At 70.8% G+C, this 16,163-nt stretch carries 13 protein-coding genes and 1 pseudogene; 7 read left to right on the forward strand and 7 right to left on the reverse strand.

What is annotated here, in order from left to right:
• Nucleotides 1–462 (reverse strand): annotated as a pseudogene (locus tag ACT3UL_RS07450) (hypothetical protein); the annotation flags it as partial.
• Nucleotides 463–856: 394 nt separating this feature from the next.
• Between ACT3UL_RS07450 and ACT3UL_RS07455 the strand changes: the two are divergent.
• The 3 genes from ACT3UL_RS07455 (at nucleotide 857) to ACT3UL_RS07465 (ending at nucleotide 2,924) form a co-directional block, all read left to right on the forward strand.
• Nucleotides 857–1,666, forward strand: coding sequence for an ADP-ribosylglycohydrolase family protein (locus tag ACT3UL_RS07455; RefSeq protein ID WP_444577537.1), 810 nt, complete (start codon nucleotides 857–859; stop codon nucleotides 1,664–1,666).
• 79 nt (nucleotides 1,667–1,745) lie between these two features.
• On the forward strand, nucleotides 1,746–2,441 hold the full coding sequence (locus tag ACT3UL_RS07460) for a lysostaphin resistance A-like protein (protein WP_444577539.1): 696 nt from the start codon (nucleotides 1,746–1,748) through the stop codon (nucleotides 2,439–2,441).
• A gap of 96 nt (nucleotides 2,442–2,537) precedes the next feature.
• The gene (locus ACT3UL_RS07465; protein WP_444577541.1) at nucleotides 2,538–2,924 is read left to right on the forward strand and encodes a hypothetical protein; all 387 of its coding nucleotides are present in this window, start codon (nucleotides 2,538–2,540) and stop codon (nucleotides 2,922–2,924) included.
• Between the two features lie 156 nt (nucleotides 2,925–3,080).
• On the opposite strand, the gene ACT3UL_RS07470 is transcribed toward ACT3UL_RS07465, so the two are convergent.
• Together ACT3UL_RS07470 and ACT3UL_RS07475 are read right to left on the reverse strand one after the other, a co-directional pair.
• The gene (locus tag ACT3UL_RS07470) at nucleotides 3,081–4,394 is read right to left on the reverse strand and encodes a hypothetical protein (protein WP_444577543.1); all 1,314 of its coding nucleotides are present in this window, start codon (nucleotides 4,392–4,394) and stop codon (nucleotides 3,081–3,083) included.
• 117 nt (nucleotides 4,395–4,511) lie between these two features.
• Nucleotides 4,512–5,810: an MFS transporter gene (locus ACT3UL_RS07475; protein WP_444577545.1), complete on the reverse strand. Its 1,299-nt coding sequence runs from the start codon at nucleotides 5,808–5,810 to the stop codon at nucleotides 4,512–4,514.
• A gap of 509 nt (nucleotides 5,811–6,319) precedes the next feature.
• Here ACT3UL_RS07475 and ACT3UL_RS07480 point away from each other — a divergent pair.
• On the forward strand, nucleotides 6,320–7,693 hold the full coding sequence (locus tag ACT3UL_RS07480; RefSeq protein ID WP_444577547.1) for an MFS transporter: 1,374 nt from the start codon (nucleotides 6,320–6,322) through the stop codon (nucleotides 7,691–7,693).
• On the opposite strand, the gene ACT3UL_RS07485 is transcribed toward ACT3UL_RS07480, so the two are convergent.
• On the reverse strand, nucleotides 7,678–8,538 hold the full coding sequence (locus tag ACT3UL_RS07485; RefSeq protein ID WP_444577549.1) for an endo alpha-1,4 polygalactosaminidase: 861 nt from the start codon (nucleotides 8,536–8,538) through the stop codon (nucleotides 7,678–7,680). The genes ACT3UL_RS07480 and ACT3UL_RS07485 overlap by 16 nt on opposite strands.
• Nucleotides 8,535–9,683, reverse strand: a complete 1,149-nt coding sequence (locus tag ACT3UL_RS07490; protein WP_444577550.1) for a hypothetical protein — start codon at nucleotides 9,681–9,683, stop codon at nucleotides 8,535–8,537. Before ACT3UL_RS07490 ends, ACT3UL_RS07485 begins: the two co-directional genes overlap by 4 nt.
• Nucleotides 9,684–9,812: 129 nt before the next feature.
• Here ACT3UL_RS07490 and ACT3UL_RS07495 point away from each other — a divergent pair, with 129 nt between their 5' ends.
• Nucleotides 9,813–11,477, forward strand: coding sequence for an NERD domain-containing protein (locus ACT3UL_RS07495; protein ID WP_444577552.1), 1,665 nt, complete (start codon nucleotides 9,813–9,815; stop codon nucleotides 11,475–11,477).
• 138 nt (nucleotides 11,478–11,615) lie between these two features.
• Here the strand turns inward: ACT3UL_RS07495 and ACT3UL_RS07500 are convergent, their stop codons facing one another.
• Nucleotides 11,616–11,891, reverse strand: a complete 276-nt coding sequence (locus tag ACT3UL_RS07500) for an SHOCT domain-containing protein (RefSeq protein ID WP_444577554.1) — start codon at nucleotides 11,889–11,891, stop codon at nucleotides 11,616–11,618.
• Between the two features lie 106 nt (nucleotides 11,892–11,997).
• Nucleotides 11,998–13,185 carry a sensor histidine kinase gene (locus tag ACT3UL_RS07505; RefSeq protein WP_444577555.1) on the reverse strand — a complete coding sequence of 396 codons (1,188 nt, stop codon included), beginning with the start codon at nucleotides 13,183–13,185 and terminating at the stop codon, nucleotides 11,998–12,000.
• 129 nt (nucleotides 13,186–13,314) lie between these two features.
• On the opposite strand from ACT3UL_RS07505, the gene ACT3UL_RS07510 reads away from it, so the two are divergent.
• Both ACT3UL_RS07510 and ACT3UL_RS07515 read left to right on the forward strand, forming a co-directional pair.
• Entirely contained in the window at nucleotides 13,315–13,965 is a 651-nt protein-coding gene (locus tag ACT3UL_RS07510; RefSeq protein WP_444577556.1) for a response regulator, read from the forward strand.
• 89 nt (nucleotides 13,966–14,054) lie between these two features.
• Nucleotides 14,055–16,037 (forward strand): GMC oxidoreductase, encoded by a 1,983-nt coding sequence (locus tag ACT3UL_RS07515; RefSeq protein WP_444577557.1) that lies wholly within the window; start codon nucleotides 14,055–14,057, stop codon nucleotides 16,035–16,037.
• Nucleotides 16,038–16,163: the final 126 nt, after the last annotated feature.

Here is a 16,163-nt window from a genome sequence, read left to right on the forward strand (position 1 = left end):
GACTTCCTCCTCGGAGGGCTCCTCCTCCGCAGCAGGCGCTTCCTCAGCCGGCTCTCCCTCAGCAGGCACTTCCTCAGCGGGCTCGTCCTCGACGGCCGGCTCCTCGTCGACCACCTCGTCGGCCGCCGCGTCCTCGGCAGGAGCGTCGGCTTCCTCGTCCTCGATCGGCTCCGCTGCTGAGGTCTCGGCGGACGTCGGATCGTCTCCGCTGGAGAAGGCGATCGCGGAGCAGCCGCCCACGACGAGCAGGAAGAGCACGATGCAGCCGCAGCCGGCAGCGATCAGCCCCTTCTTCTTCCTCTTCGGGGCCGGCGGGACAGGCGGCATGCCGGACGCGCCGTTCACCGGGAAGCCGTGCGGGGTGCCGTTCTGGGCGAAGCCGTCGGGGACACCGCCGAAGTTCGGGGCGGGCGGGAGATCCGGAGAACCCGGACCCTGGGGCGAGGGCGCATTGCTGGTCATAGCTGCACTCCGTTCTGGGTAAGACATCAACCCCTGGGCACGGGCGTGCCAGGGCCACTGCTGAGAGAAGAGGCCTCGACGGTGTGCGTGGGCTCTGGAGCCGCAGCAGATCTGCGACGAGCATCGGCGTCCGATCCGAGATCGGAGGGGGAACATCTACCGCTTGGGCCTTCACCGGAGAGAGTACGATCGGCGTCCGACAGACGAAGCACTGCCGCCGTCAACAGCACCTGTGCAGCGCAAGGAGAACCCGAGGAGACCCGTGAGGTGGCGATGACGTCCGCGGGACGCTGAGACCGGGACGACGGGAGGGACTGCGCGCGGGAGCCGACGGGCTGACGGGGAGCACGGCGCCACGTACGATCCGGTCAACTCCCGAGCAGAGGTGGGCACCATGAACCGTCTGGACATCGTCAGGTCCGTCGCCGTCGCCGATGCCCTCGGGGCCCCGTACGAGCTGGGCCTGCATCCGGGGCCAGGGCTGTCCTCGAGGACGTTCACGGTCGATGGTCCGGAGGGACCCGCGCGGCCCACGGTACGGATCCTCGGCGGCGACGCACCGTATGGAACCTGGACGGACGACACCCAGATCGTGCTGATGGTGCTCGATGCCCTGCGCCGCGCCCCCTCGGATCCGGTCACCGCGTACAGGGAGAACCTCATCGCCTGGGAGCGCGGGGCGTTCACGCCGGCGGGCGTCCGGCTCGACGTGGGGATCCAGACCAGCAGCGCCATCGCCGAGCTGAAGCGGGGCGTGGATCCGACACCGACGACCTCCTCGGGCAACGCGTGCCTCATGGTCGCGATCGGCGTGTTCGCGCGCGGCAACGGGGCCGAGCATCTCGAAGCCCTGGTGCGGTCCACCCATCACAGCGACAAGGCGGTCCGCGACGCGGCTTCGATGCTGACGATCCTCGACGACGCCCGCGACGGTATCGAGCCGGTGCCGCCCGTCGATGTCGTCCTGCTCCCCGCGATGACGCCGACCGGCTTCAGCGAATCCACGCTGTACCTGGCGCAGTACGCCCTGCAGACCACGACGTCGTTCCTCGAGGGGATGGACTCGATCAACGCCGCTGGGGGCGACACCGATTCGATCGGTGCGGTCTACGGAGCGCTGTGCGCGGTCTCCGGCCGCGAGGCGCCGCGGGAGCTCACGGAGACGCTGGTCGCCGGGGAGGTGCTGGAGCAGTACGCGGGATGAAGCGGTCGGACGTCGCGGCGAGAAGCTGCCGACGTTCGTCTCTTGACCCCGGGGTGTGCCAGCGACGTCTACTGGACGGATGGATGCCACCGCACGGATGCGACCCACTCGCCCCGGCTGGCCCGAGGTCGTCCTCGGCGGCCTCGTCTATCTGGCGGCGTTCGGCGTCGTCGTCACGCTCCCCCGCATCGGTGATCCGGCGCTCACCGGCATCGTCGGACTCCTCGTCTCCGGGGCGATGGGACTGGCCGCCTTCGCGATCGCTGCCCTGATACGTATCCGCGGACTGGCCGCCTTCGGCATCCGCCGAGCGACGCCGTCGCATCTCCTCGTCGGGGCAGGCCTCGGAGTCGCCTCCTACCTGGTCGGCACGGTCCTCTCGGTCGGCTTCATCCTGCTCACAGGATTCAGCGAGAACGTGCAGTCGAGCTACCAGGCCGGTGCCGCAGCCGGCGCTGTGGGCCTGATCCTGTCGATCGTCGCCGGGGCGATGATCACACCGCTCGGCGAGGAAGCCTTCTTCCGAGGCGTTCTCGCCAATGCGCTGCTCGGGGTGACGAAGCCCTGGCTCGCGATCCTCCTCAGCGCCTCGATCTTCGCCCTTGCCCACGGCCTCAATCCCGTGCTGCCCACAGCGTTCGTCGTCGGCCTGGCCTCCGGGTTCCTGTTCCATCGCTCGGGTTCGCTGTGGCCCAGCGTGATCCTGCACGGGGTCAACAACCTCACCGCGATGCTCGTGCCCCTGGCGGTCGCACAGCTCGCCTCCGGGACGTGACCAGGCCGCATCCGCACCGCACGTGCTCTGCGATCCGTCAACTCGGACATCACCCGCCTGGTCGCCACCCCTGGACATGCATGCTCTACTGGAGGTATGAATACTCTTTCCTCCACTCGCCGCCGGATGACCCGTGACGAGGCGCTCGCCTGGAACGCCGACTGGTCCCCCGCTGACGTCTCGCTGTTGGAGGAGAACTTCGACCGGGTCGGAGCGCACACCTTCTACCGCACCCAGTCCAACGGCAGCCTCACCGTGCAGGACAAGGCCGGCAAGTCGCTGATGTACATCCATCCTGGCTATGTGTCGTTCCCGGCGGGCCTGGCCCCCGAGGACCGCGCGAACGCCGAGGTCCAGGGCTTCGACCTCTCCACCGTGCAGACCGGCGCGAAGGTGCCCGCCAAGGGCGAGGAGCAGCTCACGATCTGCCCCGACTGCTTCTACGCGATGCCCTACACAGGAGTGTGCGACACCTGCGGCTGATCCGCGGGACGAGGGACCCCTCCGCACCAGGAGGACCCCCGATCTCCAGCACAGGCCTACGGTTCACCCTCGTGGTGTCCGTCGGCCTTCTGCGTCCCCGGCCCTCTGCGTCCTCGGCCGTCTGAGCCTCCTGGCCGCCTGCGCCGGCGCTGCCTCTCAGGGGCGTGGATCGGCTCCGGGCCACCGAGCCTGCTGCTCGAAGAACGTCGGCGGGCGGCGCACGTCGATCCCGCCGACCTCCTCGGCCTCCGCTGCCAGCTCGAACGCCCGTGTCTCGGGACCGTAGGGAAGAGTGTGCGGGCCGACCTCGCGGACCAGGGGCCCCGCGCTCGGGACCGCCCCGGCGCTCCCGATCCTCGTGGCCTCGAGACGCCGGTTCAGGCGGTTGCCGAGGTCCTGGTCGCGGAACGGAGCGACATCCGGCCAGGTGATCACGACGGTGTGGCGCTCGAGCACCTCGATCCGCTCGATGCTCTCCCAGGGCACCAGGCCCTGGCCGTGCAGGATGTCGAACCAGCCCTGCGAGGTGATCGTCGCACTGCGGCTCTCGTCGGCGCGCAGCAGACGCATCAGGCGGGGCGCGAGGATCGCGATGCCGAGCACGGGGGCCCACACCAGCAGCAGCCCGATCCACCACGAATCGCTGCCCTGCGCGATCACTGCCAGGATGCCGATCAGCAGCAGGATGCAGGCCGACAGGGCCCAGACACGGCTCGCGATGCCGATCCAACGGCCGCTCCGGGAGGGGGCGAGCGCCTCCGGATCCGGGGACCAGTTCGCCTCCAATCGCAGGGCGTGGACCTCTGCGGCCGTGGGGGCGAACCCTTCCTCGGCCCAGCGGGCCACGGCCTGCTGGGCCCCCGGGCGCCAGCGCACCCGGGCACCCAGCCCGTCGACCGGGCGCCCGAGGGACTCGGCGGCACACTGTGCCTCCCGCACCGGGGCGATCCCCTCCCAGGGGAGGGGGTCCCGTATCTCGCCGTGGCCTCTGGTGATGGTCAGTCCCGACGGGGAGACGGCGACCACGCCCGCGCCGTCCGCATAGCGACGGCTCAGCCACGGCAGCGCCGTCGCGGTCGGGAGGGCGATCAGCACGGTGAGCATCACGGCAGCGAGCACCCCGCCCGGCGCGTCCAGGGACACGCAGATGCCGAAGGCGATCAGACCGATCACCGTCGACCCGAGCGCGATCCACGACACGATGATCGCGAGGCGACGCGAGCGGTTCGCCACGATGACCGCCTCGCCGAGCCGGCGGGGTTCCCGCAGATCCCGGTGGAACCCGATGACGGTGCTCGCCCAGATGATCGAGCCCAGCATCAGCATCACGAGGGTGACGGCGATGCGGAATCCGACACCCTGGTCACCGTCCCCGAACGGGACGGAGCCCAGGATCAGGAGGAACAGGACGGAGAGGCCCCCTCGCACCGGCGGGATCGACAGGCACCCCATCGCAGTCCTCGGGCTCATCGCGGGCACGCTCCTGCCCGGTCGGACGTCACGAGCTCGGGAAGGCCGACGGGCGCGGGGAGGGCGGGGAGGGCGGGGAGCAGCACCCCGATACGGTACGCCCCACGGGACGTCTCCTCACGCGATCGGCTTGCGCACGAGCAGGCCGTAGCAGACACCGCCCAGCACGGCGATCACGCCGGCCACCAGGAACGACGGGGTGTAGGAACCGGTCGCATCGACGACCACGCCGGTGACGATCGGTGCCAGAGCGCCGCCGAAGTAGCCGCCGAAGTTCATGATCCCGCCGAAGCGCGCCGCGTGGGAGTCCGGGACGATGTCCGAGGAGATCGCCCAGGACTGCGCCTGCGCGGCCGCGACGATCGCCAGGGCGAGGCTGAGCACCAGGAGGGCGAGGGCGAGGTTGTGCACGAACGGCACGATGCACAGGAGCACACCGAGCGCGACGCACCCGCCCACCAGGATCACCTTCTTGGAGAGCATCGAGCTGAGCTTGTACCTCCGCGCCAGCACGACCGTGACGCGGCCGGCGAAGATCGCACCGAGGGCTGCCGCGAGGTAGGGCACCGCCGCGACCCAGCCCGTGCTGGCGATCGAGACGCCGAGGGTGTTCTGCAGGAACAGAGGCAGGAAGGTCAGGAAGATGTTCCAGATCCAGATGGTGCTGAAGAAACCGAGCATCAGACCCCAGGTCTGCGGGTACGTGAAGAACGTGAGCCAGGGGATCTTCACGGGCTCCTCGGCGGCGTCGTCACGGCCGGCGAGGATGTGCCGGTATTCGTCGTCGGAGAGGTGCTTGGAGTCCTCAGGAGCTCGGTAGAACGCCCAGAACGCCACGGCGAGGAGAACACCAGCGGCGCCGATGATGAGGAACATCGAGCGCCAGCCGAAGGTGAGGGTCAGCAGCGTGAGCACTGGAGGTGCGATGGCCGATCCCCACTTCGATCCGGAGTCCCAGATGCCGGCGGCCTGACCGCGCTCCTCGCGAGGGAACCACTGGGTGGCGATCTTGCTCGAGTTCGGGGAGTTCGGTGACTCACCGATGCCCAGCAGCACGCGGAAGGTCAGGAAGTGCGCCATGGTGTGGCCGAAGGCCATCAGCGCGGTGGCGACCGACCACATGCCCATCGCGACGAAGTACATGCGCCGCGGTCCCACCTTGTCGATGAGATAGCCGGCGGGCAGCTGGCAGAACGCGTAGGTCCAGGAGAAGACGGCCCCCATGAGACCGATGTCGGTGTTGGTGAGGCCGAGCTCTTCCATCATGAACGGCGCCGCGATGGAGATCGAGCTCCGATCGAGGTAGTTCAGGAGGCCCGCGAGGAGCAGCCATCCCAGGATCAGATAGCGCAGGTTGCGCACTGCACGGTACTTCCGAGCGGGTCGCTGCGCTCGCGTCGTGGGCGTCGACGTCATCGGCTGAATACTCCTTCGTAGACAGGGTGCCGCGGCGCGATGCTGCGCTGCGGGCGCGGTCCGTTCTCGGACTGCAGGGGTCGAGGGTGGGGTGCCGTGGCCGGGCGGAGGACTTCTGTGGGCTCATCGGGCTCATCGTCACGCTGTGGTCCACGACACGATCCATAGATCCTATAGGTAAACATGGTCCTGTCAAACACTGCCACGGCACCCCGAGATTCGCGCGTCGGCCTGACTGAGCAGACCACACCTCATTCTCGGCCAATGCGCACCGCCGTGAACGTCAAAGAGCAGTCGTTGGAGTGTGCGCAGGCCTATAGGATCACTCTCCTGTCTCCGCTCTCCGCTCTCCGCAGACGCTGAGTGCGTGAGGAACCCGGACGCGACGAGGTGCCGTGCGGCGGGACTGCACGGATCATCCTGCGATCACTCGTTGACGCCCTGGAGGACTCGCGTCAGAGTTCAACGATCAGTGCGTCGCGATCGCCGCAGGAAGCGAAGGAGCTCCCATGTCACGCCCGGATCCCTCTGCCACGCCGGCCTCCTCAGGGCAGGAGCCGCCCGCTGAGGCCGGGGTGAACCCCGGGACGCACCGTCTGGTCCCCCGCGCCCCGGCGATCTCGTGGTGGATGCTGCTGCTGACCACCGTCGCGATCCTCATGACCTCGGTGGACCACCAGATCCTGCCCGCCGTGCTGCCCCAGATCTCCGAGCAGTACGGGCTCGACGCGCAGCAGGCCGGGCTCATCAACTCCGTGTACTTCGCCGGCCTGGTCGCCGGCGGCGTCATCTTCGGCTACCTCTCCGACCGCATCGGCACCGGCTACCGACGCTCGTGGACCTGGAACGTGGCGATGCTGCTCGCCGTGATCGGCGGCGCGCTCACCTTCGGTCTGGCCGGCAGCTTCATCGCCTTCCTCCTGCTGCGGATCCCGATGGGCATCAGCCGCGGCGGATCCGAGCCGGTGAACGTCGCGATCGTGGCCGAGTGGTGGCCCAAGGAGCACCGGGGTTTCGCCGTGGGCGTGCACCACACCGGCTTCCCGATCGGGCAGTTCCTCGCAGGCGCCCTCATCGCCATCGTGCTCGGCTCCGCCCATTGGAGCGCCGCCTTCCTGGTCATCCCGATGCTCGGCATCCCGATCATCATCGGGCAGGCATTCCTGGGCCGGAAGAAGCATCAGGCCACGGTGTACCGGAAGATGGAGGAGATGGAGCAGACGCCTCCGCTGCCGGAGCTCTCCACGCGCAGCGACGGCAGCTTCTGGGGCCCGGTCAAGGAGGCCCTGCGGCACAAGAACGTCCGCTGGGCGGTGGTGCTGTGCTTCCTCTTCCTCTGGGGTGAGGCCGGCGTCGTCACGTTCTTGACCACGCAGTTCCGCGGCTTCGGGATGGGGGTCTCCGACGCGATCCTCGTCTCCGGCGCCTCGGGGCTGACCGGCTGGATCGGCCAGGTGGTGTGGGGTTCCCTCTCCGACCGTCTCGGCCGCAAGTTCGCGATCGGATTCCTCATCGTCGGGTGGGCCGGAAGCCTGCTGGCGATGATCTTCATCCACGATCTGACGTCGGCCTGGATCATCCTGCTGGTGTGGGGCCTGTTCCGCAATGCGCCCTTCCCGGTCGTCTATGCCCTCCTGGTGGACTCCGTGCCGCGGGCCGCCGGCACCGCGCTCGGCATCATGATCGGCGTGGCCCTGGGCGTCTCGGGCATCTTCGCCTCGGCCGTCTCCGGCACCGTGATCACGCAGCTGGGCTTCACCTGGCACTACATCGTGCTGGCGATCATCTGCCTGCTCGCCTTCATCCCGCTGTCCCGGATCACCGAGACCGTCGCCATCGCTCGCAGGCGCATGCCCGACGGTCCGGCTCAGCAGCTCTCGTAGACGTACCCGGGCTCGCCGCTCGCAACCAGCTCCACGTCGCGCAGGATCGTCAGCGGTGCCCGGTCCGGATCCGCACACACCTCGGCGAAGCTCATCCCGGCCTCGGCGAGGGAGGGCGGGTACTCGATCTGGAGCACGTGCTCGCCGTAGACGTCGGTGTGGGCGGAGCACTCGTCGTACCTGCCGCATTCCTCGGTCACCGCCAGGTCGAAGCCGAGCTCGGTGTGCGCCGTCCCGGCGATCTCCGCGGCGTTCTTCTGGGCGGTGGCCAGGCCGGAGGCGTGGGCGATCTCGACGTACCGGGCGGCGAGGCTGCGGGCGCCGTCCTCGTCGATCGCGTCGAAGCGGGTCCAGGTGTCGAGGTTGTCGATCTCCACCGCGTCGAATCCCGCGTCGGCACATCCGGCGAGGACGGGTTCGAGGATGTTGAGGATCCCCTCTCGCTGCGCGGCGGTCGAGGGGTCCAGCACGTACTCGTCCGGCCAGTCCGGATCGGTCACGAGGTCGCCGCCCGGATCGGTGAGCAGCAGCTCGGGGTGGTCGCGCCAGAGGTCGGCCTCGTCGGGCTGGGTCTGGAAGCCGTTGACGTAGCAGATGCTGTAGGTGCCGGGCTGCGGTTGCGCGCGGGCGTCGCGCACCACGACCGCGACGTCGGCCTCATAGGCCCCGCCGAGCTGGTAGTCGAAGCCGCCGGTCGACGGAGGGAGGGCGACGTCCGCGGCGTCAGTCGGCGAGGCGGACGGCGTCGGGGCCGCCGCACCGGTGCAGGCGGCGAGCGCGAGGCTCGAGAGGAGCACGGCCGCGGCTCGACGTGCTCGGGCCGAACGCCCAGGGAAGCCCGTCATGCGGTCCGGTCGCTCACCTCATACGGCACCCCGAAATCCCGGGCGGCGCGACGGGCACAGGAGAGGGTGTCCTCGAGCGGCGGGTAGGTCAGCGCGCCGCTGGTCAGCTGAACCTCGAGACCGTCCGCGGTCTGCTTCATCCCCAGGACCTGGTCGAAGGGGATGAGCCCTCGATCATGCAGCACGTCGAACCACCCGTGACGGCTCACGCCGGCGTCGTGACGCTCCCGGCGCACGGCACGGACCGCCTGGACCACGAAGATCGGGACTCCCACCACCGGGATCCACCCGAACACGAGCAGCACGAACCAGTTCCCGTCGCGCAGCGTGCCCTCTGCGAGCACCGCACCGACGAGGATCACCTCGAAGAACGCCATGATGAGCGCCATCCACAATGAGCGCATGCCGCTCCCCCACCGCTGCATGCGGGTGGGTTCGTGGCTGCGCGGATCCGGGCACCACGCGGGGTCCAGGTGCAGGGACCGGGTCTCGTCGAGGCTCGGCAGGAACCCGTCCGCCATCCATCGCGCCACGGCTTCGCGCGCACCGGGGTGCCAGCGGACGTCGGGTGCGGCCACCGCCTCGAGGCGATCCAGCGATTCATGGATCTCGTCGTTTTCCGGCCGCTGAGCAGAGAGCTCCGGGAAAGGCTCCGTCTCCTCGTCGTGGTGTTCCGGGGAGATCACCCGCACGCCCTGCGTCGAGACACCGATGCCGCCTGCGCGCGCCGACCTTTTCCGACTGCGTCTCGGCAGTGCCGTGGCGACGATCAGACCTGCCAGCGCCGCGGCGAGCACGACGATCCTCAGGGGCGCAGGGGTGGGTCCGGCGAGGACCGCGCCGGCGATCGGTGCTGCGATCGCGGTGAGGATCAGCCCTGCCCACGAGAGCGCTACAGCGGCGCGCCGGGGCCGTGAGGCGACGGCGATCATCCCGTCGGGCCCGTCGGGCGGTCGCAGGTCCCGGAGGAATCCCGACAGCGTCATCGACCAGATGGAGACCGCGGCGAGGAGGATCACGGCCTCGATGGCCAGGATCATGGCCAGGTCGTCGATCTCGCGTGCGAGGAAGCCAGTTCCGAGCAGGACCGCCACAGAGAGCGTTCCCCTGGCAGGCGGCCAGTCGTAGAACCGTGCGTCGGACATCACCGGGTCAGCGCTCGCTGCAGTCGGAGGGAATCATCATCACCGCGCCATCATATTCACCCCTCCCCTCACTCCCACACGGATAACCTGGTGCCACCAGCGACGACGCCGCCAGCACGAGGAGCCCATATGCCGATCACCGTGCCCGACTCCCCCGAGTTCGCCTCCGAGGCGGAGCGCGTGGTGTGGGAGCACCTGGCCGCTCAGCTGCCCGGGAACGCGCTGCTGATCGCCGGGCAGCGGGTCACCGCCGCCGGTGAGGAGATCGAGGCGGATCTGCTGGTGCTGTGGCCCGGGATCGGCATGGCGGTGATCGAGGTGAAGGGCGGGCAGGTCTCGCTGCGCGGCGGGCGCTGGCTGCAGTCGGACCGGAAGGGCACCCACGAGCTGCCGCGCTCCCCCATCGAGCAGGCCCAGCGGGCCAAGCACGAGATCATCCGCTATCTCCGAGACACCTCCTCCCGGCCCATCGGGCGCAGCGTGCATCTGGCCGTCCTCCCCTACACCCAGCTCCCCGCGGACTGGGATCCGTCGGAAGCGCCCCGGGGCCTCGTGCTCGATGCCACCGACCTGCCCCGACTCGCCGAGGCGATCGTGCAGGCTCTGCGCACGCACGCCCACGACACCTACCAACCGCTCGATGAGCAGCAGCGCGATCATGCCCTGAGGATGCTTCGCCGCACGCACGGGGCGATCGAGAACCATCAGCTCCTGGCCCGCGAGATCGCCGACGAGGGCAACTCCCTGACCCGCGAGCAGGAACGCGTCGTCGCCCTGCTGCGCTTCCAGCACCGCGCGCAGATCATCGGCGGTGCCGGCTCCGGCAAGACCCACCTCGCCATGATCAAGGCCCGCGCCCTGGCCCGCGAGGGCTTCCGCACCGCGCTGCTGTGCTATTCCCGGGGCCTGGCCCGGCACTTCGAGCATCTCTCGGCGAGATGGCCGGAGGCCGAGCGCCCCGCCTACGTGGGGCTCTTCCACGATCTGCCGGTGCGCTGGGGCGCGGAATCCGAGGACCAGTTCACGGCGGAGACCGGCGGGACCCCGGTCATCTATTACGAGGAGCATCTCCCCCGCCGTCTCGCCGAGCTCGCCACCGAGCAGGATCCCGACGAGCTGTTCGACGCGATCGTGGTCGACGAGGCCCAGGACTTCGCGGACCTCTGGTGGGATGCGCTGCGTCTGTGCCTGCGCGAGCCCGACGACGGGGTGCTGTTCGTGGTCGCCGACGAGCACCAGAGCGTGTTCGACCGGGAGGGCCGTGCCCCGATCACCCTGAACCCCTTCCCGCTGGACGACAACCTGCGCAACACCCGCGCCATCGCCCGGACCTTCGCCCCGATGACGCCGATCCAGCAGACTCCGCGGATGGACGAGGGCCCGCCGGTGCGCTACGTCGAGACCTCCCCCGAGGACGCGGTCTCCGCGGCGGACGACGTCGTCGAGAGCCTCATGGACGAGGGGTGGGAACCGGGCCAGATCGCGCTGCTGACCACCCGCAGTCGCCACCCGGTGCAGAAGGAGCAGATCGAGAACTACGGGTATGACGCGTACTGGGATGAGTTCTTCGCCGCGACCGACGTGTTCTACGGGCACGTGCTGAACGTCAAGGGCCTCGAGCGGCCCGTGGTGGTGCTCGCCCTGAACGGCTTCGGCTCCGCCGAGCGCGCCCCGCAGCTGCTGTATGTCGGGCTCTCCCGCGCCAGGTCTCTGCTCGTGGTGGTCGGCGACCAGGGCGAGATCTGGGATGCCGGCGGCGGCGAGGTGCTGCAGCGGGTTCTCGGGACGACGTGAGCGCTCCGGCCGACGGCATCGACGACGCGAGGAACGCCCGAGCGCCGCGGCACGACGGGGATCACGGGACGCCTCGCGCCCGCTCCCCGAGGTTCCGCGGCGCCGTGGCCGCTGCTGGGTACGTCCGCGGACGTCTCGTTACTTGGTCTTCTCGCGCAGCACCGCCCGGCGGGCGCGGAACTCGTCCTCGTCGATCTCGCCGGTGGCGTAGCGCTCCCCGAGCGTCGACTCGGCGTCACGGCGCGGAGCCTCCGCGTGCCAGCGGCGACGGCGCATCGCCCCGGTGATGACGAACGCGGCGACGATCAGCAGGACGAGCAGAGGGAAGAACGGGAAGAAGAAGTGTGGTCCGTTCCAGGCGCCGTCGCCGTACGGGCCGCCGGCGGTGAGCTGGGTGAAGGTCTGGGTGATCATGGGAGAGATCCTCTCGGTCGATGGTGGTCCCACCCTCCTGCGAATCGACGCTCGCTCCATCGGCCCGGGAGCGGCATCGCGGCTACGTCAGCGGGCGTAGCGGCACTCAGCCGGGGAGCACGGCGCGCACTGAGAAGGTGTCGTCGTCGGCCCCGATCTCCACGCTCCCGTGCAGGTCTGCCGTGCGGCGCCGGATGCCGGCGATCCCGAAGCCCTCGCGGAGCTCGGTGAGCGGTGGCGCGGCATTGAGGATGCTCAGCTCCACCTCCCGCTCGCGGACGGTGAGATGCACTCGCGCTCTGCGCTCGGCGGCGTGCTTGACCACGTTGGTCAGCGACTCCTGCACGATCCGGTAGGCGGCGACGTCGACCGCCGCCGCCACGGGCCGGCGCTCCCCGGTGACCGTCAGCTCCACGTCGATCCCGGCCTCGCGCATCCGGGCGCACAGCGCCTCCAGCCGGTCGATCCCCGGGGTGGGGGCGTGGGAGTCGGTCGAGGCCGCGTCCGGGGCGACGGCGGCGAGGGTGGCCCGCAGCTCGGCGAGCGCCTCGGCGCTGGCCCGGCTGATCACCTGCAGCGCTTCGCGGGCCTGGTCGGGGCGGCGTTCGGCGATGTGCAGGGCGATGTCCGCCTGCATCTGGATCGCGGCGAGGCCGTGGCCCACCACGTCGTGGACCTCGGAGGCCAGGCGGAGCCGCTCGGCATCCAGGGCGGTGCGTTCACGCTCGTCGCGCTGGCGGGAGCGGGCTTCGAGCGTGAGGCGTCTGGCGAGGCCGACGCAGTAGGGCACCAGCACCCAGGCCGCGATAGGCACGGCGCTCACCAGCGCGGTGAGCGCAGCCATCGGTGAGGCGGCGACCAGGGCGTGGGCCAGCAGCAGGAGGATCCCGATCCCGGCGGCGATCGCGGAGCGCGGCAGCGGCGCCCGCCGGGCGAGGGCGAAGGCGCTCACCAGCACGGTCACGAGGATCGGACCGAAGGGGTTGCCGAGCGCCAGGAACAGGGAGGTCGCCGTCGTGGCGAGTGCGAAGGCCGGGACCGGCCACCGGCGCAGCGCCACCGCGAGCACGGCGAGGCCGGCGAGCAGGTAGGCCCAGCCATCGGGGACCGTGGCGGACACCCAGCTCCAGGGCCCGCCGCCCGTGCCGCCTGCGCCCTCGGGTCCCCAGCTGCTGCCGGGCCCGTCGCCCGCTCCCCACTGCCCTGCGACGCGCAGGGAGACGAGCACCAGCAGCCCCACCGGCAGCGCGAGCAGCACGTCGCGCAGATGCGGAGGTCCCGGGCGCGCGCTCATGGGGCAAGTGTCCTCCACCTCTCCGGGGCCGTCGCCGACCCTCGTGCGTACGGCGGTGTACGTCCCGGGACGTACGCGCAGCGGGTGCCGTGCGCGGATACTGGTGTCCGAGACGAGGGAAGGACCCCGATGATCCGCGTGCTGCTGGTCGATGATCAGGATCTGGTGCGGCTGGGCCTGCGCACGCTGCTGGAGACCGAGGACGGCTTCGAGGTCGCCGGCGAGGCGGCCGACGGGCTGGCCGCCGTGGCCGAGGCCGTGCGCGCCGTGCCGGACGTGGTGCTCATGGACATCCGCATGCCAGGCATCGACGGGATCGAGGCGACGCGGCGGATCGTGGCCCGTCCCGAGCTCGCCGCCGTGCGCGTGATCGTGCTGACCACCTTCGAACGTGACGAGCACGTGTTCGAGGCTCTCCATGCCGGGGCTGCGGGCTTCCTCCTCAAGGACACCCCACCGGTGCGGCTGCTGGAGTCGATCCGCACCGTGGTCGACGGCGGGGCGCTGCTCGCCCCGAGCGTCACCCGCACCCTCATCGCCGAGTTCGTCGCCGAGCAGCGCCGTCCCATCTCCCCGCATCCACGGATCGGGGACCTCACGACGCGGGAGGCCGAGGTGGTGGGTCTCGTGGCGCAGGGCCTGTCGAACCAGGAGATCGCCGAGCGTCTTGTGCTCAGCCCTGCCACCGCCCGCACCCACGTGAGCCGGGCGATGATCAAGCTCGGGGCCCGCGACCGCGCCCAGCTGGTGGTGTTCGCGTACCAGTCGGGGCTGGCGTGACCCGTGTCGGCGGAACCGGGACCGCCCCGGAGACTACGGTGAGCTGACGGATCAGCTGTATCCCCCGTTTCGAGAACACCGGAGTTCCCATGCCGACTGATGGCCGCGACGAGCAGCTGCGCTCACTCCTGACCGACGCCCTGGATCCGGCGCTGGCCCGTCCCGCCGTCCTCGAGGACATGCTCGCGTCCCTGCGGGAGGCGGAGGCCGAGGGCGTCGGATGGACCGAGCGGATCCTGTCCGGTGCCCCCGGCTCTCGCGCCCTGGTGGGCGATCTGCTCTATGCCCGGGGCCTCACGCCGGGGAATGTCGGCCCCGACCTCGCGCCGCATATCGACTCCTGGTCCGCGCCCGGCGTCGACCGCCAGGAACCGCTGCTGCTCGAGCACTCCGCCTTCGCCACCCCGGAGACGATCACCGAGCAGTACGACGCGATCGTGGTCGGCTCGGGCGCCGGCGGCGGCATGGCGGCGCAGACCCTCGCGCAGTCGGGCCGTCGAGTGCTCGTCGTCGAACGCGGCGATCTCCCCCGTCGCAGCGACCTGCTCACCGACCATCTGCGCACCCCGCGCTCCGGCAGCGGCCTGTTCCCGCACTCCGGCCCCGGCCCGGACGCCGAGGTGCGCGAGGTGATGCTCGGCGACGGCCCGTGGCGGGACGTCGCCGCGGGCGCGGGCCTGTGGAGCAACAACGCGATGACCATCGGCGGCGGCACCCGGATGTACGGGGCGCAGGCCTGGCGCTTCGGCCCGAAGGACCTCACGATGGCCAGCACCTACGGGGTCCCCGAGGGCAGCTCCCTGGCGGACTGGCCGATCACCTACGACGAGCTCGAGCCGTACTACACCCGCGCGGAGCAGATGCTCGGCGTCAGCGGCGGCCCGTCGACCGACCCGTGGGAGGGGCCGCGCAGTGCGCCGCTGCCCATGGGGCCGCTCGACCGCTCTCCTCTCGGCGACCTGCTGAGCGGCGCGGCCGAGCGCCTGGGGTGGGGCACCCAGCCGGTGCCGCTGCTGATCAACACCCGCGAGCGCGCCGGACGGGCAGCCTGCATCCGCTGCGCGCAGTGCGTGGGCCTCGACTGTCCGGTCGGAGCCCGCGCCGGCAGCCACAACACCACGCTCCCCGCGGCGCTCGCGACCGGGAACGCGACGCTCCTCCCCTCGGCGCAGGCCTCCCGGATCCACGTCGGGCCGGGCGGCCGTGCCGCGGCGGTGGACCTCGTCGGCGAGCGCGACGGCACTGCCTGGCGGCGCACCGTCTTCACCGATCTCGTGGTCCTGGCGGCCGGCGCGATCGAGAGCGCCCGGGTGCTGCTGGACAGCGCGAGCGACCGGCACCCGGGCGGTCTCGGCAACGACGCCGACCAGGTGGGCCGGCACCTGCAGGGGCACGCCTACGGCGGTGCGGCCGCCCTGTTCGCGGAGCAGGTGGTGGATCTGCGCGGCCCGGGTGTGGACATCTCCACGACCGATCACCGTCACGGCAACCACGGCGTCGTCGGCGGCGGGATCCTCGCCGACGAGTTCGTGCCCACCCCCGCGAGCACCCAGCGCGAGCTGCGCCTGAGCGGGCTCGTCGACGCGGACATTCCCGTCGGCTCCCCCACGATGGAACGGGCGATGCTGCGCCTGGGCAAGGTCGTCGGCCCCCTCCAGGAGGTCACCAGCGCCGACTCCAGGGTGCAGGTGACCCCCTCCCGGCGGGACCGTCTGGGCCGTTCGATCGTGCGCCTGTCCGGGAGTCTCCACGCCGAGGACCTGCGCGGCCGGGACCTGCTCTCCGCCCGCGCCGCCGACTGGCTGCGCGAGGCCGGCGCGCTCGACGTGCGGCCGATGCCGTCGATGCGCCTGCCCACCCCGCCCAGCGGCGGACAGCACCAGGCCGGGACCTGCCGCATGGGCACCGATCCGGCCGCTTCCGTGGTCGATCCCGACGGGAGGGTGTGGGGGCACGAGAACATCGTGGTGGCCGACGGGTCCACGCATGTCACCAACGGCGGCGCGAACCCCGTGCTCACGATCTACGCGAACGCCCTGCGGATCAGCGAAGCGGTCGTGCGGGCGGGCTGAGTCGTGCGGGCGGGTTGAGGTGCCGGTCGGCTCCGGCAGCCGTCCGGACCGTGTGTCCTGCACGTCACGTGCAGCGCACTGGTGCGTCCGCCCGGGCGTAGCCTTCCTCCTGCGCTCCCGTCGGAG

Source organism: Brachybacterium sp. 107, assembly GCF_052379725.1.
Classification (GTDB): Bacteria; Actinomycetota; Actinomycetes; order Actinomycetales; family Dermabacteraceae; genus Brachybacterium.

Bases quoted from the DNA above. Each gene is read 5' to 3' on its own strand.
- ACT3UL_RS07455 (WP_444577537.1), top strand. From the start codon at position 857: ATGAACCGTCTGGACATCGTCAGGTCCGTCGCCGTCGCCGATGCCCTC.
- ACT3UL_RS07490 (WP_444577550.1), bottom strand. From the start codon at position 9,683: ATGTCCGACGCACGGTTCTACGACTGGCCGCCTGCCAGGGGAACGCTC.
- ACT3UL_RS07480 (WP_444577547.1), top strand. From the start codon at position 6,320: ATGTCACGCCCGGATCCCTCTGCCACGCCGGCCTCCTCAGGGCAGGAG.
- ACT3UL_RS07470 (WP_444577543.1), bottom strand. From the start codon at position 4,394: ATGAGCCCGAGGACTGCGATGGGGTGCCTGTCGATCCCGCCGGTGCGA.
- ACT3UL_RS07495 (WP_444577552.1), top strand. From the start codon at position 9,813: ATGCCGATCACCGTGCCCGACTCCCCCGAGTTCGCCTCCGAGGCGGAG.
- ACT3UL_RS07500 (WP_444577554.1), bottom strand. From the start codon at position 11,891: ATGATCACCCAGACCTTCACCCAGCTCACCGCCGGCGGCCCGTACGGC.
- ACT3UL_RS07515 (WP_444577557.1), top strand. From the start codon at position 14,055: ATGCCGACTGATGGCCGCGACGAGCAGCTGCGCTCACTCCTGACCGAC.
- ACT3UL_RS07505 (WP_444577555.1), bottom strand. From the start codon at position 13,185: ATGAGCGCGCGCCCGGGACCTCCGCATCTGCGCGACGTGCTGCTCGCG.
- ACT3UL_RS07485 (WP_444577549.1), bottom strand. From the start codon at position 8,538: ATGACGGGCTTCCCTGGGCGTTCGGCCCGAGCACGTCGAGCCGCGGCC.
- ACT3UL_RS07475 (WP_444577545.1), bottom strand. From the start codon at position 5,810: ATGACGTCGACGCCCACGACGCGAGCGCAGCGACCCGCTCGGAAGTAC.
- ACT3UL_RS07460 (WP_444577539.1), top strand. From the start codon at position 1,746: ATGGATGCCACCGCACGGATGCGACCCACTCGCCCCGGCTGGCCCGAG.
- ACT3UL_RS07510 (WP_444577556.1), top strand. From the start codon at position 13,315: ATGATCCGCGTGCTGCTGGTCGATGATCAGGATCTGGTGCGGCTGGGC.
- ACT3UL_RS07465 (WP_444577541.1), top strand. From the start codon at position 2,538: ATGAATACTCTTTCCTCCACTCGCCGCCGGATGACCCGTGACGAGGCG.